Origin of the sequence: Bacillus oleivorans (assembly GCF_900207585.1) — a bacterium.
Classification (GTDB): domain Bacteria; phylum Bacillota; class Bacilli; order Bacillales; family JC228; genus Bacillus_BF; species Bacillus_BF oleivorans.
Window position 1 is genome coordinate 370,636 of the sequence record NZ_OAOP01000004.1, and the last position, 15,434, is coordinate 386,069.

16 protein-coding genes and 2 riboswitches are annotated in these 15,434 nt (G+C 38.8%); of the genes, 3 read left to right on the forward strand and 13 right to left on the reverse strand.

From position 1 onward, the window contains the following. Nucleotides 1-140: 140 nt before the first annotated feature. On the forward strand, nt 141-779 hold the full coding sequence (locus CRO56_RS11345; RefSeq protein ID WP_342745885.1) for a nuclease-related domain-containing protein: 639 nt from the start codon (nt 141-143) through the stop codon (nt 777-779). Nucleotides 780-1,108: 329 nt separating this feature from the next. Here CRO56_RS11345 and CRO56_RS11350 read toward each other — a convergent pair whose 3' ends face one another. From CRO56_RS11350 to CRO56_RS11370, 5 genes are all read right to left on the reverse strand, one after another. Then, nucleotides 1,109-1,690: a hypothetical protein gene (locus CRO56_RS11350; RefSeq protein ID WP_097158741.1), complete on the reverse strand. Its 582-nt coding sequence runs from the start codon at nt 1,688-1,690 to the stop codon at nt 1,109-1,111. 196 nt (nt 1,691-1,886) lie between these two features. Next, nucleotides 1,887-2,657, reverse strand: a complete 771-nt coding sequence (locus CRO56_RS11355; RefSeq protein ID WP_097158742.1) for an amino acid ABC transporter ATP-binding protein — start codon at nt 2,655-2,657, stop codon at nt 1,887-1,889. 28 nt (nt 2,658-2,685) lie between these two features. Continuing rightward, nucleotides 2,686-3,339 carry an amino acid ABC transporter permease gene (locus tag CRO56_RS11360; protein WP_097158743.1) on the reverse strand — a complete coding sequence of 218 codons (654 nt, stop codon included), beginning with the start codon at nt 3,337-3,339 and terminating at the stop codon, nt 2,686-2,688. A 52-nt stretch (nt 3,340-3,391) separates the two neighbouring features. After that, the gene (locus CRO56_RS11365) at nt 3,392-4,537 is read right to left on the reverse strand and encodes a saccharopine dehydrogenase family protein (protein ID WP_097158744.1); all 1,146 of its coding nucleotides are present in this window, start codon (nt 4,535-4,537) and stop codon (nt 3,392-3,394) included. Between the two features lie 45 nt (nt 4,538-4,582). Continuing rightward, the gene (locus CRO56_RS11370) at nt 4,583-5,386 is read right to left on the reverse strand and encodes a transporter substrate-binding domain-containing protein (protein WP_097158745.1); all 804 of its coding nucleotides are present in this window, start codon (nt 5,384-5,386) and stop codon (nt 4,583-4,585) included. A 171-nt stretch (nt 5,387-5,557) separates the two neighbouring features. Between CRO56_RS11370 and CRO56_RS11375 the strand changes: the two genes are divergently transcribed. Further along, complete coding sequence (locus tag CRO56_RS11375; RefSeq protein WP_097158746.1) at nt 5,558-6,235, forward strand: GntR family transcriptional regulator; 678 nt, start codon at nt 5,558-5,560, stop codon at nt 6,233-6,235. Nucleotides 6,236-6,518: 283 nt separating this feature from the next. Continuing rightward, a complete protein-coding gene (locus CRO56_RS11380; protein WP_097158747.1) occupies nt 6,519-7,337 on the forward strand; it encodes a purine-nucleoside phosphorylase in 819 nt (272 codons plus the stop codon). A gap of 323 nt (nt 7,338-7,660) precedes the next feature. On the opposite strand, the gene purU is transcribed toward CRO56_RS11380, so the two are convergent. The 8 genes from purU to CRO56_RS11420 form a co-directional block, all read right to left on the reverse strand. After that, the gene (gene purU / locus CRO56_RS11385; protein ID WP_097158748.1) at nt 7,661-8,560 is read right to left on the reverse strand and encodes a formyltetrahydrofolate deformylase; all 900 of its coding nucleotides are present in this window, start codon (nt 8,558-8,560) and stop codon (nt 7,661-7,663) included. A 92-nt stretch (nt 8,561-8,652) separates the two neighbouring features. Beyond that, a complete protein-coding gene (locus CRO56_RS11390; RefSeq protein ID WP_097158749.1) occupies nt 8,653-9,414 on the reverse strand; it encodes a TerC family protein in 762 nt (253 codons plus the stop codon). Between the two features lie 187 nt (nt 9,415-9,601). After that, a complete protein-coding gene (locus tag CRO56_RS11395) occupies nt 9,602-10,132 on the reverse strand; it encodes a YhcN/YlaJ family sporulation lipoprotein (protein WP_097158840.1) in 531 nt (176 codons plus the stop codon). A gap of 313 nt (nt 10,133-10,445) precedes the next feature. After that, nucleotides 10,446-10,961 carry a hypothetical protein gene (locus CRO56_RS11400; protein ID WP_097158750.1) on the reverse strand — a complete coding sequence of 172 codons (516 nt, stop codon included), beginning with the start codon at nt 10,959-10,961 and terminating at the stop codon, nt 10,446-10,448. A gap of 146 nt (nt 10,962-11,107) precedes the next feature. Beyond that, on the reverse strand, nt 11,108-12,307 hold the full coding sequence (locus tag CRO56_RS11405; protein ID WP_097158751.1) for a M20 family metallopeptidase: 1,200 nt from the start codon (nt 12,305-12,307) through the stop codon (nt 11,108-11,110). A 22-nt stretch (nt 12,308-12,329) separates the two neighbouring features. Continuing rightward, nucleotides 12,330-13,196: a MetQ/NlpA family ABC transporter substrate-binding protein gene (locus tag CRO56_RS11410; protein ID WP_097158752.1), complete on the reverse strand. Its 867-nt coding sequence runs from the start codon at nt 13,194-13,196 to the stop codon at nt 12,330-12,332. Between the two features lie 47 nt (nt 13,197-13,243). After that, nucleotides 13,244-13,906, reverse strand: a complete 663-nt coding sequence (locus CRO56_RS11415) for a methionine ABC transporter permease (protein ID WP_097158753.1) — start codon at nt 13,904-13,906, stop codon at nt 13,244-13,246. Beyond that, nucleotides 13,896-14,921 carry a methionine ABC transporter ATP-binding protein gene (locus CRO56_RS11420; protein WP_097158754.1) on the reverse strand — a complete coding sequence of 342 codons (1,026 nt, stop codon included), beginning with the start codon at nt 14,919-14,921 and terminating at the stop codon, nt 13,896-13,898. Before CRO56_RS11420 ends, CRO56_RS11415 begins: the two co-directional genes overlap by 11 nt. Nucleotides 14,922-15,043: 122 nt before the next feature. Beyond that, a riboswitch (SAM riboswitch) is annotated at nt 15,044-15,152 on the reverse strand. A 127-nt stretch (nt 15,153-15,279) separates the two neighbouring features. Further along, nucleotides 15,280-15,387: riboswitch (SAM riboswitch) on the reverse strand. Nucleotides 15,388-15,434: the final 47 nt, after the last annotated feature.

Genomic DNA, 15,434 nt, shown 5'->3' on the forward strand with positions numbered 1-15,434 from the left:
AATAAATTCATCATTCCTTGCAGGAAAGTATATCCATTATATTTTATTCGAACCAAATCCAAGACTAATTGAAATAGTCATTGAAAGGAATCTTGATAATTTTATAAAATGGTCTTAGATCTTAAGAAAGGAAGTGGCTTATGTTACTTAAAGGCCGAGCTGAATCGGATGATTTAATGATGATGCGTTTTTTAAACGCGCGAATGGAGTTATCTGAAAAGGAAAAGTTTTACTATTCAAACCTTGAAAAGGGCTATGAAGGGGAGGTAAAATTTGACCAACTGACAGAAAGTCTACAAGAAGAAAGGTATATCATAACTGACTTGCTCCTAGAAGTAAACAACTCCTATTTTCAAATAGATACAGTGATTATTTCACAGGGAGTTATTCACCTTTTGGATATTAAAAATTTTCAAGGTGATTGTTACTTAGAATCGGATAAACTTTATGCCATGACGACGAGTCGCGAATATAAGAATCCTTTAGACCAGTTAAAAAGGAGTTCGACTCTATTCCGCCAACTGCTCCAAATCCTCAAACAAAATTACCTTGTTGAAGCCTCCGTTATCTTTATAAACCCTGAATTCACCTTATTTCAAGCTCCAATAGACCAACCTATAATATTACCAACCCAGGTAAATCGTTTTTTGAAAGATTTAAATAATACACCTTCTAAATTAAATGATGGACACAAAAAACTAGCCCAAAAGTTACTATCATTACATCAAACTAAAAATCCATTTACCATGGTGCTTAAATATCATTATGACCAGCTGTAAAAGGGAATTTATTGTAAAACATGTAAATCCTTTTTAGTTTCCAAAAAAAATGAAAACTTTGAATGCGGAATGTGTGGAAAACATGAAAAGATTGGACAAGCAATTTTACGGAATATAAAGGAATTCGAGCTGCTATTTCCTGAGCGAAAGATTACGACCCAAAGCATCTTTGAGTGGTGCAAGGTAGATTTAAGTAAAAGGACATTTAGCAGGATTTTAAAGAAAAACTACACAGCGTATGGAAATACAAGAGATACTTATTATAAATAAATTTATATTCTTTTTAGCTAGAATGTTTTTATGCACATTACTAAACTGATGTAATGCTTTCAGATCTCCTTTTTTGGCCTGAATAAGCCTTGTATTCTGACAGATTTGGGTTTTTTCTGCCCTCTCCTGTCCGAATGAACCTTGTATTCTGACAAGTTCAGGCTTTTTCCACCTTCTCCTGTCCGAATAAGCCTTGCTTTCTGACAGGTTCGAGCTTTTTCCACCTTCTCCTGTCCGAATAAGCCTTGTATTCTGACAGGTTCAGGCATTTTCCACTTTCTCCTGTCCGAATGAGCCTTGTATTCTGACAGGTTCAGGCTTTTTCCACCCTCTCCTGACCGAATGAGCCTTGTATTCTGACAGGTTTGGGTTTTTTCTGCCCTCTCCTGTCCGAATGAGCCTTGTATTCTGACAGGTTTGGGTTTTTTCTGCCCCCTCCTGTCCGAATGATCCTTATATTCTGACAGGTTCGGTTTTTCTCCACCCTCTCCTGTCCGAATGAGCTTTGTATTCTGACAGGTTCGTGTTTTTTCCTCCTTCTCCTGTCCGAATGAGCTTTGTATTCTGACAGGTTCGAGCTTTTTCCTCCTTCTCCTGTCTGTATGAGCCTTGGTATTCTGACAGGTTCGTATTATTTTCACCCTCCCCTGTCCAAATAAGGCCAGTGTCCAGACTTGAACACACTTTTTCCACCTTCTTCTGTCAGATTGACAACCACTTTCAAACACCAGCAAAAAACTGAAGATATAGTTGTATTGCGGGCAAAAACCAAATCTAATTTGTCAAACGGTTTTCCGTGATTAATCATTTGATTACCAAAAATTTAAATGAAACAAATTAACCATCCAACACTGGCAGATTCGTCACATCTTGTAAAAATTGTTTCGTTCTTTTCTCTTTAGGATTATTAAAGATTTCTTCTGCACTTCCTTCTTCGATGATTCGGCCTTCATCCATAAAAATAATTCGATCAGCCACATCCCTGGCAAAAGACATTTCATGGGTTACAACCATCATCGTCATTCCTTCTTTTGCTAGCTCTTTCATAACTTGAAGTACCTCACGGACAAGCTCAGGGTCTAATGCGGATGTTGGTTCGTCATACAGCATAACCATGGGCTCCATTGATAGTGCCCGTGCAATGGCAACTCTTTGCTGCTGGCCGCCTGAAAGCTGGGCGGGATAATGGTCCATTCTATTAACTAATCCTACCTTTGTCAGTAATTCAATTGCTTTCTTTCTTGCGAGTTCCCGATCCATCTTTTTAATGACAATTGGTCCTTCCATGACGTTTTCTAGTGCTGTTTTATGGGGAAACAGGTTAAATTGCTGAAATACAAATCCTGTGTTTTGGCGCAATTCCCTTATGGTACTTTTTCTTTTTTTATTTAAAGGAAGTCCCGCTTCCACTTTTTGCTCTCCGAGTTTTACTGTTCCCCTATCTGGTTCTTCGAGAAATGTAATACATCGGAGTAAAGTGGACTTACCTGAACCGCTCGGGCCCATAATTACAACAACTTCACTTTTATGAACCGTCATATCGATTCCTTTTAACACCTCATTTCCATTAAATCTTTTCTTTAAATTTATTAGTTCTATGACTTCCACTTTTCCGACCCCTTTCCGTAAAAATAACCTATGCTAAATGTCTTGACGTTCTTTTTTCTAATCGATCTAAAAGGACCGTGAAAAAAGTTATGATAACCCAATAAATGGCTGCCGCTGTTAAGTAGAGGGTTAGGGGCTCAAATGTTTTGGCAATGATGAGAGTAGACATTTGCAGTAATTCCGTAACCGTAATGACGGAAACTAAAGATGTATCTTTTATAAGGATAATATAGGAATTGGACAAAGTAGGGATTGCTATTCTAATACTTTGCGGAAGAATGATTCTTCTCATTGCTTGTGCGTATGTCATTCCCATTGAAACCGCAGCTTCCATTTGACCTTTGTCTACAGCCAGGATAGATGCACGAAATGACTCTGAAAGATAAGCTCCTGCATTTAAACTTAGAGCAAATATGCCAGAGGGAACCGGATCTAATGCTATATTAATCTGAGGTAATCCGTAATAAATTACAAAAATTTGCACCAGCAGCGGAGTCCCCCGAATCATAGAAACATAAACAGTTGCGATTATTTTTAATACTTTAATATTGGATATTCTCGCTAAGGCCGTAAAGAAACCAAGTATTAAAGCAATGATTATAGATACCACCGCTAAAGAAATAGTTACGATTGCAGCCTTTAATAAGAGTGGTAATGCATCTATGATGATGGTAAAGTCCATTTAGTAACTCCCCCCTTATACATCAGATTGATCGTTACACTTTAACTCCTGTTTAGGTCTCAGAATAATGGATGTGAATTCCCTTTCCTTCTAACTCTTTTATAAATCCATCAAACCGGTTTCCGACGATGATCTCCTCAACCGGTACTACACCTGTTTCCGGTACTATTCCGTTAAGAATCCATATAGCCATTAGCATAGCTGGAATGGCTGTAGTTTTCGCCATAGAGGTGATGCCTCGTTCATGATCATAAAAATCTACCATTTCCCAAGTATGCGTAACCTGTCTCCCATCCTTTTTACCTTTTACAATCACTCTTACCACGGTTATATCTTCATGTGATTTTCCGCGCAGTTTAGGCTCCAGGACTTTGGCCGTAAAATTTCTTGGGCTTATCTGGATTCCATCTATCTCTACTAAATTCTCATCTAAAAAACCAAGTTCAGAAAGAACAGACATCTTGCTCCAATGCCCAGAATAGCGAACTGTTTTCTCATATAACTTTTTCACTTTGTCTTTCAATGTATAAGCTGTACTATGTGCGTCCGTAATGACAGCCTCACATTCACCAACCGGTTCCGGAAAAGTTATTTTCTCTAAGCCAGATAATGGAGGCAGACTGATTATTTCGCCATTTTCAGCTGCTAAGGCTTGCCTTGTATAAAGCCCCATTACACTTTCTAACCGAAATACGATTTGATACCATAGGGGCGGTAAAGGGTATCTCGGAATACCGCCACATACCATCACAGCCTCATCAGCCTCATCTAACAGCTCTATTCCTTGAGCAGCCAGAAAGTTCGTGATTCCTGGGGCTACACCACATCCCGGGACAATAATAACCCCCGCTTCTTTAGCCTTTTTCTCTAGCTTTTTCTTCTCATCAAACTTGGACCCGACTAAATCAACAAGGTGACATTTCGCATCTATAGCAGCATTTATGGCCGGCAGGCTTAAAGAATGTGGCAAACAAGCGATAGCCACATCAGCATGTTTAATGACTTCGTAAATATCCTTTTCATTTTGTAATTTTGCTACTTTGCCAACTACTTTTGGATTAGCGGAAATTTCTACACACCTGTCGACACTTTCCTTTATTCCGTCAACCGCCGTAACTTTACCGACATTTGAATATGCTGCAATTTCTCTTACTACCGTCGTGCCAATCATTCCTGTGCCTAAAACAGCAACATGCATGATATGATCCCTCCCTACTAGCAGATTGATAGATTAAGTGAATCATTATTCTTTTATGAGCGGTTCTGAATCAAACCATTTTTTGTAGATTTCAGTATACGTTCCATCTTCTTTCATCTTTTTTAATTCTTCATTTATTTTTTGAACAAAGTCTTCATTTCCTTTTTTAACAGCCATTCCAATTTCATCTTTATTTAAGATATCGCTCACTATTTTTACAGGAAGATTTTCTTCTTTAATGTTGTGGCTCATTAAAAGCTGATCATTGATGATGACGTCAAGTCTGCCATTAATCAGATCTTGCAGATAGTCATTGAGGGATTGATAGAGGTTCACATTAGCACCCTCGACACTTCTGGCTACCTCCTCAAACGTTGTTCCGCCGCCAACTCCGACCTTTTTCCCTTTTATATCTTCTAAAACAGAAATATCATTTGTATCCTCACGAGTTATTAGCACAGAACCAGTAACAACATATGGATCTGTAAAATCTACACTTTTTTTCCGTTCTTCTGTTACAGTCATTTGGGCAATAATGATGTCAAATTTATCTGCTTTAAGACCGCCGATCAGGCTATCCCACTTTGTTGCAACAAACTCGGTTTTAACACCCAGCCTTTTGGCTAACTCATTAGCAATATCAACATCGAAGCCAGTATATTCATTGTCATCACCCAAATAATTAAACGGGCGATACGTCCCCTCAAATCCAACCCTTAAGACTTCTGATTCCAAAACTCTTTCTAATGCACTTTTTTCTCCGTTTCCGCTTGTTGCTTCACCTGATCCACATGCTGTAACCACTACTAGCAAGAGTAAACCTACAATACTTAAATAAAAGCCTTTCATTTGATTTACCTCCTCTTTTTTGATAGCGCTTACAATTAAAACACTTCCTATGTCGCACAATATTGTAGTACAATTATATGTAGTTTATTACTGAATATTAAGAATTGTCAATAGATTCTTTAAATTAATCATACTTTTGATAAAATCTATAATCTTAGAGGGGGCCATTTTATGAAAGAAAAGCAATCAATAAAAGTTCATGTCTATAAGACATTAAGAGAAGCTATTTTGTCCAGGAAACTCCCTCCTGGGAAACAAATTGTTGAAAATGTTATATCCAGCAAACTAAGCGTAAGCAGAACACCAATAAGAAGCGCAATTAATCAGCTTGCAATGGAGGGACTAGTTGAAATCGTACCAAACAAAGGGGCCTTTGTTATTAATCCCACTTTCGACGAAATTCTTCAAGCCTATCATTTGAGAAAAGAACTGGAAATTATGGCTGTTGAACTATCACTGAATCACCTGAAAGAAAGTAATCTTAAAGCTATGGAGAAAATTGTGGAAACCGAAAAGGAAGCATTGTATAAAAAGGATATGGAAAATTACGTAAAGGCAAATCAAAATTTTCATTTGGCATTATCAAGCCAATGTGGAAACAAATTTTTAATTGAATTTATAGATAAACTCATAAATCAAACATCTATTTACCTTATTCTTTTTGACGTCTTTTTTGAAGAACACTCCCCACAGCCTTATGGATATAAAGAACATCTTGAAATCATTGATTTGATCAGACAAAAAAATCTCAAAAAATTAAAAAGTGCCTTATCAAAACATTTTGATAACGCTATTAAAAGCCTAAACATTAGATCGGATTATAGTGATTTAGATAGAATTTTTGAATGAAATGGCTGAGTTACTTAGAAATACTTCATTAAAAAGAGATAGACTGCTTTTTTTGGGTCCGCCGCTTATTCTGGGAGTTTCAATACTGACTGGAAACGTTATGGGCATTTTAATCCTCTAATGATTTTTTTTCCTAAAGGAAGTGGATGTGAGCAATAGCTAAGCATGGCATAACTATGTAGGATTGATGAATAATAACAGGAGAAAAAGACTTTTCTGAGGTACATATAGTATACTTTTTTATGGATTATTAGCCCGTTACATTAAAGGAGGACTTTTTATCATGCACGACAGCCTAGACATTTTGGATGCGAGAGATTTTATTAAGAGTAAAACAGATTATCTGCCTGAGATTGGGATGATTCTAGGCTCTGGCTTAGGAACACTAGCTGACGAAATTGAAAATCCTATACATATCCCGTATAGTGAAATCCCTCACTTTGCCAAGTCTGAAGCAATTGGACATGCTAACGAACTGGTGATTGGAAAATTAAATGGAAAGACCGTAGCCGCAATGAAAGGACGTTTTCATTATTATGAAGGTTTTACTTTAGATGAAGTAACCTTTCCCGTCCGTGTTATGAAAGCTTTTGGTATAGAAAATTTAATAATTACGAACGCTTGCGGTGCCGTTAATACGAGCTTTAGCCCTGGGGATTTAATGCTAATTACGGACCATATTAATCTAGTTGGCACCAACCCATTAATTGGACGGAACAATGATGAATTAGGTACTCGTTTCCCTGATTTATCCCAAGTTTATAATAAGGACCTGCGTAATATCGCCTCCAAAGCAGGACAAGAACTAAATATCACCTTGCAGCAAGGTGTATATGCCTGGTGGAGCGGACCTGCCTACGAAACTCCAGCTGAAATCCGTATGATTCGCACTTTAGGAGCAGACGCTGTCGGCATGTCAACTGTACCAGAAGCGATTGTAGCAGCCCATGCCAAGATGAAGGTTCTCGGTATTTCCTGCTTAACCAACATGGCAAGCGGGATTTTAGATCAGCCCTTAAGCCACGATGAAGTGATTGAGGTTGCCGGTAAAGTTAAAGTGAAATTTATTGAATTAGTGAAAGGGATTGTAAAAGAAATATAAAGGATGTGGCTCCTGATATTGCAACAAAGGGACGGTTCTTGTGTTTCATTTTTAGGATATGAAAAACGATGAAAAGGTTGTTATAGAGGTTGATGGCAAAGATTTTGCAAGGGCTTAAGTGTTAATCGATAACCTCTGTAGTGCTAAAAAATTTAAAACTCCTTCGTAGAAGATTTGTTTGTTAAGGGGTCAACAATTCTACATAGGAGTTCTTTTTATGTGTGTAAATGCCTGCTTTTCAAATAATGGATATATATTGGAAACTTTGGTTTTAACCAATTTTAATATATCCTGTGAAACAGGAGAACCGTCCCTCTGTTTCCTTAGAATACTATCGTCTTGTTTTGATGAACAATGATCCTGTCTTCGATATGCCATTTGACGGCTCTGGCCAATACGCTTCGTTCGATTGAAGCACCGATTTTCTTCAGTCTTTCTACATTGTCACGGTGATCGACACGGGCGATATCTTGTTCGATGATCGGCCCTTCGTCGAGATCATTCGTCACATAGTGAGAGGTTGCTCCAATTAATTTGACCCCGCGCCCGTAAGCCCGCTCGTAAGGTCTCGCCCCAACAAAGGCTGGCAGGAATGAATGATGGATATTAATAATTTTATTCGGATTGGACGCCACGAATTCCGGTGTTAAGATTTGCATATATCGGGCTAGCACAATTACATCAATGTCATACTCTTTTAGCAGCTGTAATTGTTTTTCTTCGACTTGTTTTCGAATATCTTTATTTGCCGGTATACAATAAAACGGGATATCAAGTCCTTCCACCACATCTCTGGCCTCTTCATGATTACTTATGACAAGAGCAATATCAGCGATTAAATCTCCGCTTTGCCACTCCCATAATAGCTCCCTTAAGCAATGCAGTTGCTGGGATACAAAGATAGCCAACTTTTTCACTTGATACACATGAATGAAGCTCCATTCCATTGAGAACCTGTCGGCAAGTTCAGCAAATTCACTCTCCATCTCCTTTGCTTTTTCTAGAAGAGACGGACACTCAAATTCGATTCTTAAAAAAAAGGTGCCACCTTCAGGATTTGTTGAGTACTGACTGGATTCGATGATATTGGCATCATGTGAAAACAAAAACTGGGAGATTGCCGCTACAATTCCAGGTTTGTCCGGGCAGCTGACTAACAGCCGTCCGCGATTCTGATTGCGTTCTTGAAATAGTTCCAGCTTTTCCTTAATGTATGCGTTCATTTGTAAAACCTCTTTTTAATTGATGAGAATCATTATACATGAGTCAATCATCAAAGGAGAAGACTTTCCAACTCCTTTTTCACCTTCTGTGATTAGTGTGAAAACTTTTCTCTATTCAATTGGCGAATGACATGGATAATAAACGTGACGATAAAGGAAACAACCATAAATGAAATGAAAAAGCTATTGGAAACATTGATTTCAACCAGTGATGCTCCCATCTTTAGAGCAATAAACATAATCAAAATATAAGCCGTTGTCTCAAGTTCTGGTACTTTGTTCATTAAAACAATAAAAAAGGTGGCTACACCGCGCATAAAAAGAATCCCAATCATTCCTCCAAGCAAGATAACCCAAACCTCGTCGGAAACTGCCAAGGCTGTCAAAATACTGTCGATTGAAAAAGCTACATCTAACAGTTCTACATAAATAACCGTTGTCCAAAAAACACCAAATATTTTTACTAACCCGCCTTTTGGACGCTGAGCGGATTCCCCATTACTTTCATCATCATTCTCCCCTTTATTTGTAAAGAACGAATAAGACAGCCAAAGCAAATAGACCGCTCCAAACAACTTGATAAACCACAATTTAATAAGTACTGTTCCCAATCCGATGAAAATAAAGCGAAAGATATAAGCTCCCCAAAGTCCATAAAGTAAAGCTTTCCTTTGTTGGTGTTTAGGCAGCGGTTTTACAAATGTAGATAAAACTAAAGCATTATCGGCAGATAACATACATTCCATAACAGCTAAAGATAATATCAGTCCCCACGCCTCTGCAGAAGTCAGAACGTCTGCCCACATACGCCAATCTAATATAGAAGCATAGGTTGACAACACTTGTTCCATCATTTTTCTCATATCTCCTTTGTTGTACAAACTTTCACCTTACCTAACTGATATTCAATTCCCCCTTTTTTATTACGAAAATAAAAGGAAAAGGATGAAATCCATAAACAGACTTCATCCTTGAAAAAGTACTTTTTCGAAAAACCAATAAAAAATACCCCCAAAAATATGAGGGTATTGGATACCAAAATTAACTTTCGGCTGGAAATACTCTGCGAATCGTTTCATTGAATTCATCAAATAAACCTTCTATTGGTTCACCTCGGCCGATTCTGTCTCCGTAATCTGCCATCCGATCTACGAAATCAGGATTTGAAGACACGTAGACATTCTGAATATCTCTATCAGCTTTTCTCACCTGGTCTGCAATCCTATTCTTGATTCGATCTGTGACTTCTCCTTCTGCATCGTCATTTAAAACAACGGCAACATAGGCATTTCGGTCTGTAACAATAACATTGGCCGTCCTTACTTCATCCAGTTGTGTTACCTGATCAGCTATCTGATCGGCGACTTCCATTCCGTTTTCATTATTTCCAGTCAGGTTATTATTATTATTTTGGTTGCGATTACCGAGATTATTGACGTCATTACCCTGTCTGTACCCAACATTTCTGAAGCCATTGTTGTCTCTATTATCCATCGCCTGATCTTCTTGGTTGACTCCACATCCCACAAGTAATGAAACTAATAAAATTGCTATTGACAAAAACTTAAACATTTTCAACTATATCACTCCTAAAATTTGTTATTCTTAACATGAGCGGAATGGTTACAAAATATGTATTTGAAAAAATTCTTTTGTTAAAAACTGGGGTTTTATAAACGGGAGACATCCAGAATTAAATGCTTTTTGTAAAATAACGGAACGAATGTCCTTTATGCAGTGGTTTTGGTAGCTAACTGGTTTGTCGGACATTGGTTCCGTTTCGTCAAAATGGAGGGATTTACAGATTCATAGGTCATTGCTTCCGCGTTTTTTGCAAATCACATCTGTCCCTTGACGATTTTTGTGAAATAACCGATTATATGTCCTATAGCATCTTCAGATCAGAGGTATTGATAGAATCTACGGAATGTATGTCCTCTACTGCTGGCGGTTTAGCGGTTCTTTCCTTAAAAAATTGAAAAGCGTATAGAAGTAACGCTCTCAAGAAATGGATCCCTAAGTATTGAATTTTTGTTAATCTAACCAATGACAGGATTCTAAAACGACCCAAATATTTTAGCCCTACAAAGATAAACAATATATGAAGTAAAGTATTAAATAACAGATAAACTGGCAACTTCCCATATGTCATTTTTAACATCCAAAAACTACTGACAAAATAAGGGCCAAAATTTAAAAAATCCATGCTGTCTAAAGGTGGAATTCCTTTATAAAACAGCCACCATTTTTTTCTTTCACCAAAAATATCTAATAGTTTGGTGAAGACACTTATAAATATTGCCGCTGGAAAAAATTTTTTAAAGGTATTCCAGCCTAATAATGGTAAAGTTAACCAGGAAAGAATCAACATAGCTGCTAAAAGTAATCTCGAGTATTTCATGTATACACCCCCGATATGAATAGGGTGTTTATTTTAATAAAAATTAATCTGATACTTTAGATTCATATTTTCTAATTGCACTATCAGATTATCTTGTAAGCGAAAAAGAGCTGAAAACGACTCACATCGTCTCAGCTCTTTCTTCATTATTGCTTGGCAGCCAGTGCCCGTTGAAATTCTTCTTTTATCTGTTGAAGCAGTTCTGCTTCAGTTAATAAGCGGTAACCTGCAGCTGCGAGGGCTTTGGCACCGGTAATGAGGGCATGATCGCCTTGTTCTGATTTAGCTGCTTCCCGGAATTCCGCTGTATGACCAATCAGGTCATCTGGACCAATTTTAATATGGCCATGGGATGTCGGAACTTCATAGCTGATATTTCCTGCATCTGTAGAGCCTTTCCCTTTCCGTTTTTCGGTATGAACGACTTCACCCAGGGCTGCTAGTTCAGCTCCTAATACTTCATCTAACACTGAATTCAAAACGAAATCTTTTACTTCATTTTGGAACCGTTCAATTTTAACTGTTGCGCCTGTAGCAAGCGCAGCACCTTCCGCGATGCGGCGGACTTTATCAGATGTTTCTACCGTTTTGCTCCATGTTTCTGCACGGATGAAAAAACGTGCGGATGCATATTCCGGTATGATGTTTGGTGCATCCCCGCCGTGAGTGATTATGCCATGGATCCGAATATCTGAAGCTAACTGCTGCCGAAGCGCATTAATGCCATTAAATAGTTGGATAACAGCATCAAGTGCATTGATCCCCTGTTCAGGCGCTCCGGAAGCATGTGCAGGCTTTCCATAAAAATGAAAATCAAGCGGATCGACAGCAAGGGATTCGCCAGTCAAACTTGTTTTTCCGCCTGGATGGAGCATTAGGGCTACATCGACATCTTTCAAAAACCCTCGTTTAACAAAACTCCCCTTTGCGCTGCCGTTTGGCCCGCCTTCTTCAGCCGGTGTACCGAGAACAACGACTCGCCCTCCAGTTTGTTCCAATACTTCGGCTAGCGCAATAGCAGCTGCTACACTCGTTGTTCCAATAATATTATGACCGCATGCGTGGCCAATCCCGGGCAGTGCGTCATATTCTGCGAGGAAGGCCACAACCGGGCCCTCTTTACCGCTCTTCTTTTCTGCATAAAAGGAGGTTTCGTGTCCTGCCACCGCCGTTGTTACTTCAAAACCGGCATTTCTTAGGGTTTCCACATGACGGCTGCTTGCATAAAATTCCTGGTTCCCAATTTCAGGTCTTTCGTGGATATCGTGGCTTATTTGAATATATAAATCTCTATTTTCTTCAACCGATTGAAACAGGACATCCTTCGCATTTTGAACAAGGCTCATATCTGATTCCCTCCAAACATTGTTATTTTAAATCTTCAAACGCTTTATCCATTTCTTCTTGAGATAATTTCACTAAGTAAGAACCGCCATTGGTGTCTTCTAAAATTGCTTGTTCGATGTCCGCCTCATGATATAGCTCGACAATTCGTTTATATGTTTCGTTATCTTTATCTTCAGCTTTGGCTGCAATTAGATTGACGTATGGAACAACATTTTCGTCATCGGCAGATTCTTTAAAGATCGGGTCATCCGCTGGTGAAAATCCTGCCTGACCTGCAACCCCATTGTTAATAACGGATGCCGCAACATCTGGCAGCACACGTGGTGTTTGTTGTGCCTGCATTGGAACAATTTCAAGATTTAATGGATTCCCAGCGATTTTACTAGGATCTCCAAACAATCCAAAGTCGTCAGTCAGTGTAATCAAACCAGCCGTTTCTAAAAGACGAAGCGCACGGGCTTGGTTAGATGGATCATCAGGAATCGCAATTTTGTCGCCTTCCTTAATTTCTGAAACATCCTTAATTTTTTCAGAGTAAATCCCCATCGGTGCAAACACAGTTGAACCAATTGGTACTAGTTCTTCTCCGCTTTCATTTACATACTGAGCCAAGAAGGCAAAGTGTTGGAACGCATTCAAGTCAACTTCACCTTGAGCAAGGGCATTGTTTGGCAAAGTGTAATCGGCAAACTCAACTAGTTCAATTTCAATGCCTTCTTTTGCTGCTTTTTCTTTTAAAATTGGCCATTGGGCACCATCAGATCCGTTAACTCCAATTTTGACCTTAACCGTTTCGCCTTCACCATTATTGCTGGCATCGCTGCTGCCGCAAGCAGATACAATTAAAACTGTTAAAATAGCAATGCATAAAATCCATAGTTTTTTCATTGTCTGTGATCTCCTTTATGTTTAAATGTTTTGTAAGAAAAAATATACTATCGTCTCATGATTTTTCTTGAGAGCGTATTGCCAAGCCATTGGGCTAGCTGCACCATCACGATTAAGATAACTACAGTAACAACCATGACACTTGTATCAAACCGCTGGTAGCCATAAGTCATCGCAACATGGCCAAGTCCTCCGCCACCTACTGTTCCGGCAACCGCAGAGAAGTCAATCAGACTGACTGATACAAATGTAAGTCCTAATACGAGTGGACCAAGTGCTTCCGGAATCAAAACTGTAAAGATGATTTTCAGCGGACTTGCCCCCATTGCTTGTGCTGCTTCGATTACGCCCGGATCGATACTTACCAGGTTATTCTCAACGACCCGCGCAATGGTGAAGCTTGCTACAATCGTCATTGGAAAAATCGCAGCCATTGTTCCAATTGTAGTTCCCATTACAAATCTGGTAAGCGGTGAAATCGCTACTAAGAAAATGATAAATGGCACAGGCCGAATAATATTGATAATGACATTCAAAATTTGATAGACTACTTTATTTTCTAAAATATTATTTTTCCTGGTTACATAAATTAAAAGGCCCATAGTTATTCCGATTATCGATCCAAACAATAGTGTTAATGCGACCATTAGCAATGTTTCACCGGTAGATTCAACAATCCGCGGCCAAAATGTCGACCAATCAACGTTCATTTCGGGGCACCTCCTCTATTTCCACAATCTTTTTAAGCTCATTTAAAACATTTTGAACTGATTCTGGATTACCAATAAATGAAACTAGGAGATTCCCAATCAATTTTTCCTGAAGTTCCTTAACAGAGCCGTAAACGATATTAAAATCGACTCCGTGTTTCCTTGCAATGGTCGAAAGAACAGGGTCATTTGTTACTCCGCCTTTAAAGATAACCCGGTACAGCGTTCCTCCACCGTTCCCATGCCATTCATTTAAAAAGTTTTGCGAAGGCATATCCTGTTGAACAGAACGAATAAAGCGCTGGGTTGTTGGATGATTGGGATTCGTGAATATATCAAATACCTCACCGGATTCAATTACTTCCCCGTTCTCCATAACTGCCACTTTATCGCAAATCGATTGAATGACATGCATTTCGTGTGTAATCAATAAAATCGTAATTCCTAAGTCACGGTTTACCTTTTTTAATAATCGTAAAATGTCAGCCGTTGTTTCAGGATCAAGAGCAGATGTAGCTTCATCACAGATTAAAATATCGGGAGAAGTCGCAAGTGCCCGGGCAATTCCGACACGCTGCTTTTGTCCGCCTGACAATTGGTCTGGGAAATCCTTTGCCTTATCGCTTAGTCCAACAAAACGTAACAATTCTGCTACCCGTTCATTGATTTCCTTCTTAGACGCACCGGCAAGTTTCATCGGGTACGCAATATTACCTGCAACAGTACGGGAATTGAATAAGTTGAAGTTTTGAAAGATCATGCCAATATTTCGGCGGCGTGAACGTAAATCTTTCGGCGATAATTTGCTTACATCAATGTCTTGGATCAAAACAGATCCAGAGGTCGGTCTTTCCAGCATGTTTACCAATCGCAGGAGTGTACTTTTACCTGCGCCGCTGAAGCCGATGATCCCAAATATTTCTCCTTCCTGAATAGTGAGAGAAACATTCTTGACTGCGTGCACCTCCCGCTTCCCAAGACTGAATGTCTTGGATACATTTTTGAATTCAATCATGTTGAAGACCTCCCTTGAAAACTAAAAACTTCTGAAAAAATGAATCTTGTTTTTGACAAAAAAATCCTTCTTTCTCTTTAATAGACAAGAAAAAGAAGGATTCTAAAAAAGAAACCATCTCCTTCTCATCTTCCAAATGTTACACATTTGCAGGAATTGGCACGGTATTCTAATTTCGAATCCGCTGCCGAGATTTCATCGGGCCTGTCCCTCGATCTCTCTTGATAAGAAAGTGATTTGTGGCTATTTAGTTGGCAAAAAGAAAATTATTTTGTTTAGAAGGAATTTATAAAACGAAAAATCCCTCCTTTTCTATCAGATAAGAAAAAGAGGGATTCTATGTAAAGAAACCATCTCCTTCTCATCTTCCAAATGCCGTAACATTTGCAGGAATTGGCACGGTATTCTAATTAAATCCGCTGCCGAGATTTCATCGGGCCTGTCCCTCGATCTCTCTTGATAAGAAAGTGGATGTTGCTATTCGTTTTGTCAAAAACAATAAGCTAATAATAG

Excerpts from the sequence above, each read along its gene's own strand:
- CRO56_RS11345 (WP_342745885.1), top strand. The coding sequence starts at position 141 with ATGTTACTTAAAGGCCGAGCTGAATCGGATGATTTAATGATGATGCGT.
- CRO56_RS11360 (WP_097158743.1), bottom strand. The coding sequence starts at position 3,339 with ATGGACTTTACCATCATCATAGATGCATTACCACTCTTATTAAAGGCT.
- CRO56_RS11365 (WP_097158744.1), bottom strand. The coding sequence starts at position 4,537 with ATGCATGTTGCTGTTTTAGGCACAGGAATGATTGGCACGACGGTAGTA.
- CRO56_RS11370 (WP_097158745.1), bottom strand. The coding sequence starts at position 5,386 with ATGAAAGGCTTTTATTTAAGTATTGTAGGTTTACTCTTGCTAGTAGTG.
- CRO56_RS11375 (WP_097158746.1), top strand. The coding sequence starts at position 5,558 with ATGAAAGAAAAGCAATCAATAAAAGTTCATGTCTATAAGACATTAAGA.
- CRO56_RS11380 (WP_097158747.1), top strand. The coding sequence starts at position 6,519 with ATGCACGACAGCCTAGACATTTTGGATGCGAGAGATTTTATTAAGAGT.
- purU (WP_097158748.1), bottom strand. The coding sequence starts at position 8,560 with ATGAACGCATACATTAAGGAAAAGCTGGAACTATTTCAAGAACGCAAT.
- CRO56_RS11390 (WP_097158749.1), bottom strand. The coding sequence starts at position 9,414 with ATGATGGAACAAGTGTTGTCAACCTATGCTTCTATATTAGATTGGCGT.
- CRO56_RS11395 (WP_097158840.1), bottom strand. The coding sequence starts at position 10,132 with ATGTTTAAGTTTTTGTCAATAGCAATTTTATTAGTTTCATTACTTGTG.
- CRO56_RS11400 (WP_097158750.1), bottom strand. The coding sequence starts at position 10,961 with ATGAAATACTCGAGATTACTTTTAGCAGCTATGTTGATTCTTTCCTGG.
- CRO56_RS11405 (WP_097158751.1), bottom strand. The coding sequence starts at position 12,307 with ATGAGCCTTGTTCAAAATGCGAAGGATGTCCTGTTTCAATCGGTTGAA.
- CRO56_RS11410 (WP_097158752.1), bottom strand. The coding sequence starts at position 13,196 with ATGAAAAAACTATGGATTTTATGCATTGCTATTTTAACAGTTTTAATT.
- CRO56_RS11415 (WP_097158753.1), bottom strand. The coding sequence starts at position 13,906 with ATGAACGTTGATTGGTCGACATTTTGGCCGCGGATTGTTGAATCTACC.
- CRO56_RS11420 (WP_097158754.1), bottom strand. The coding sequence starts at position 14,921 with ATGATTGAATTCAAAAATGTATCCAAGACATTCAGTCTTGGGAAGCGG.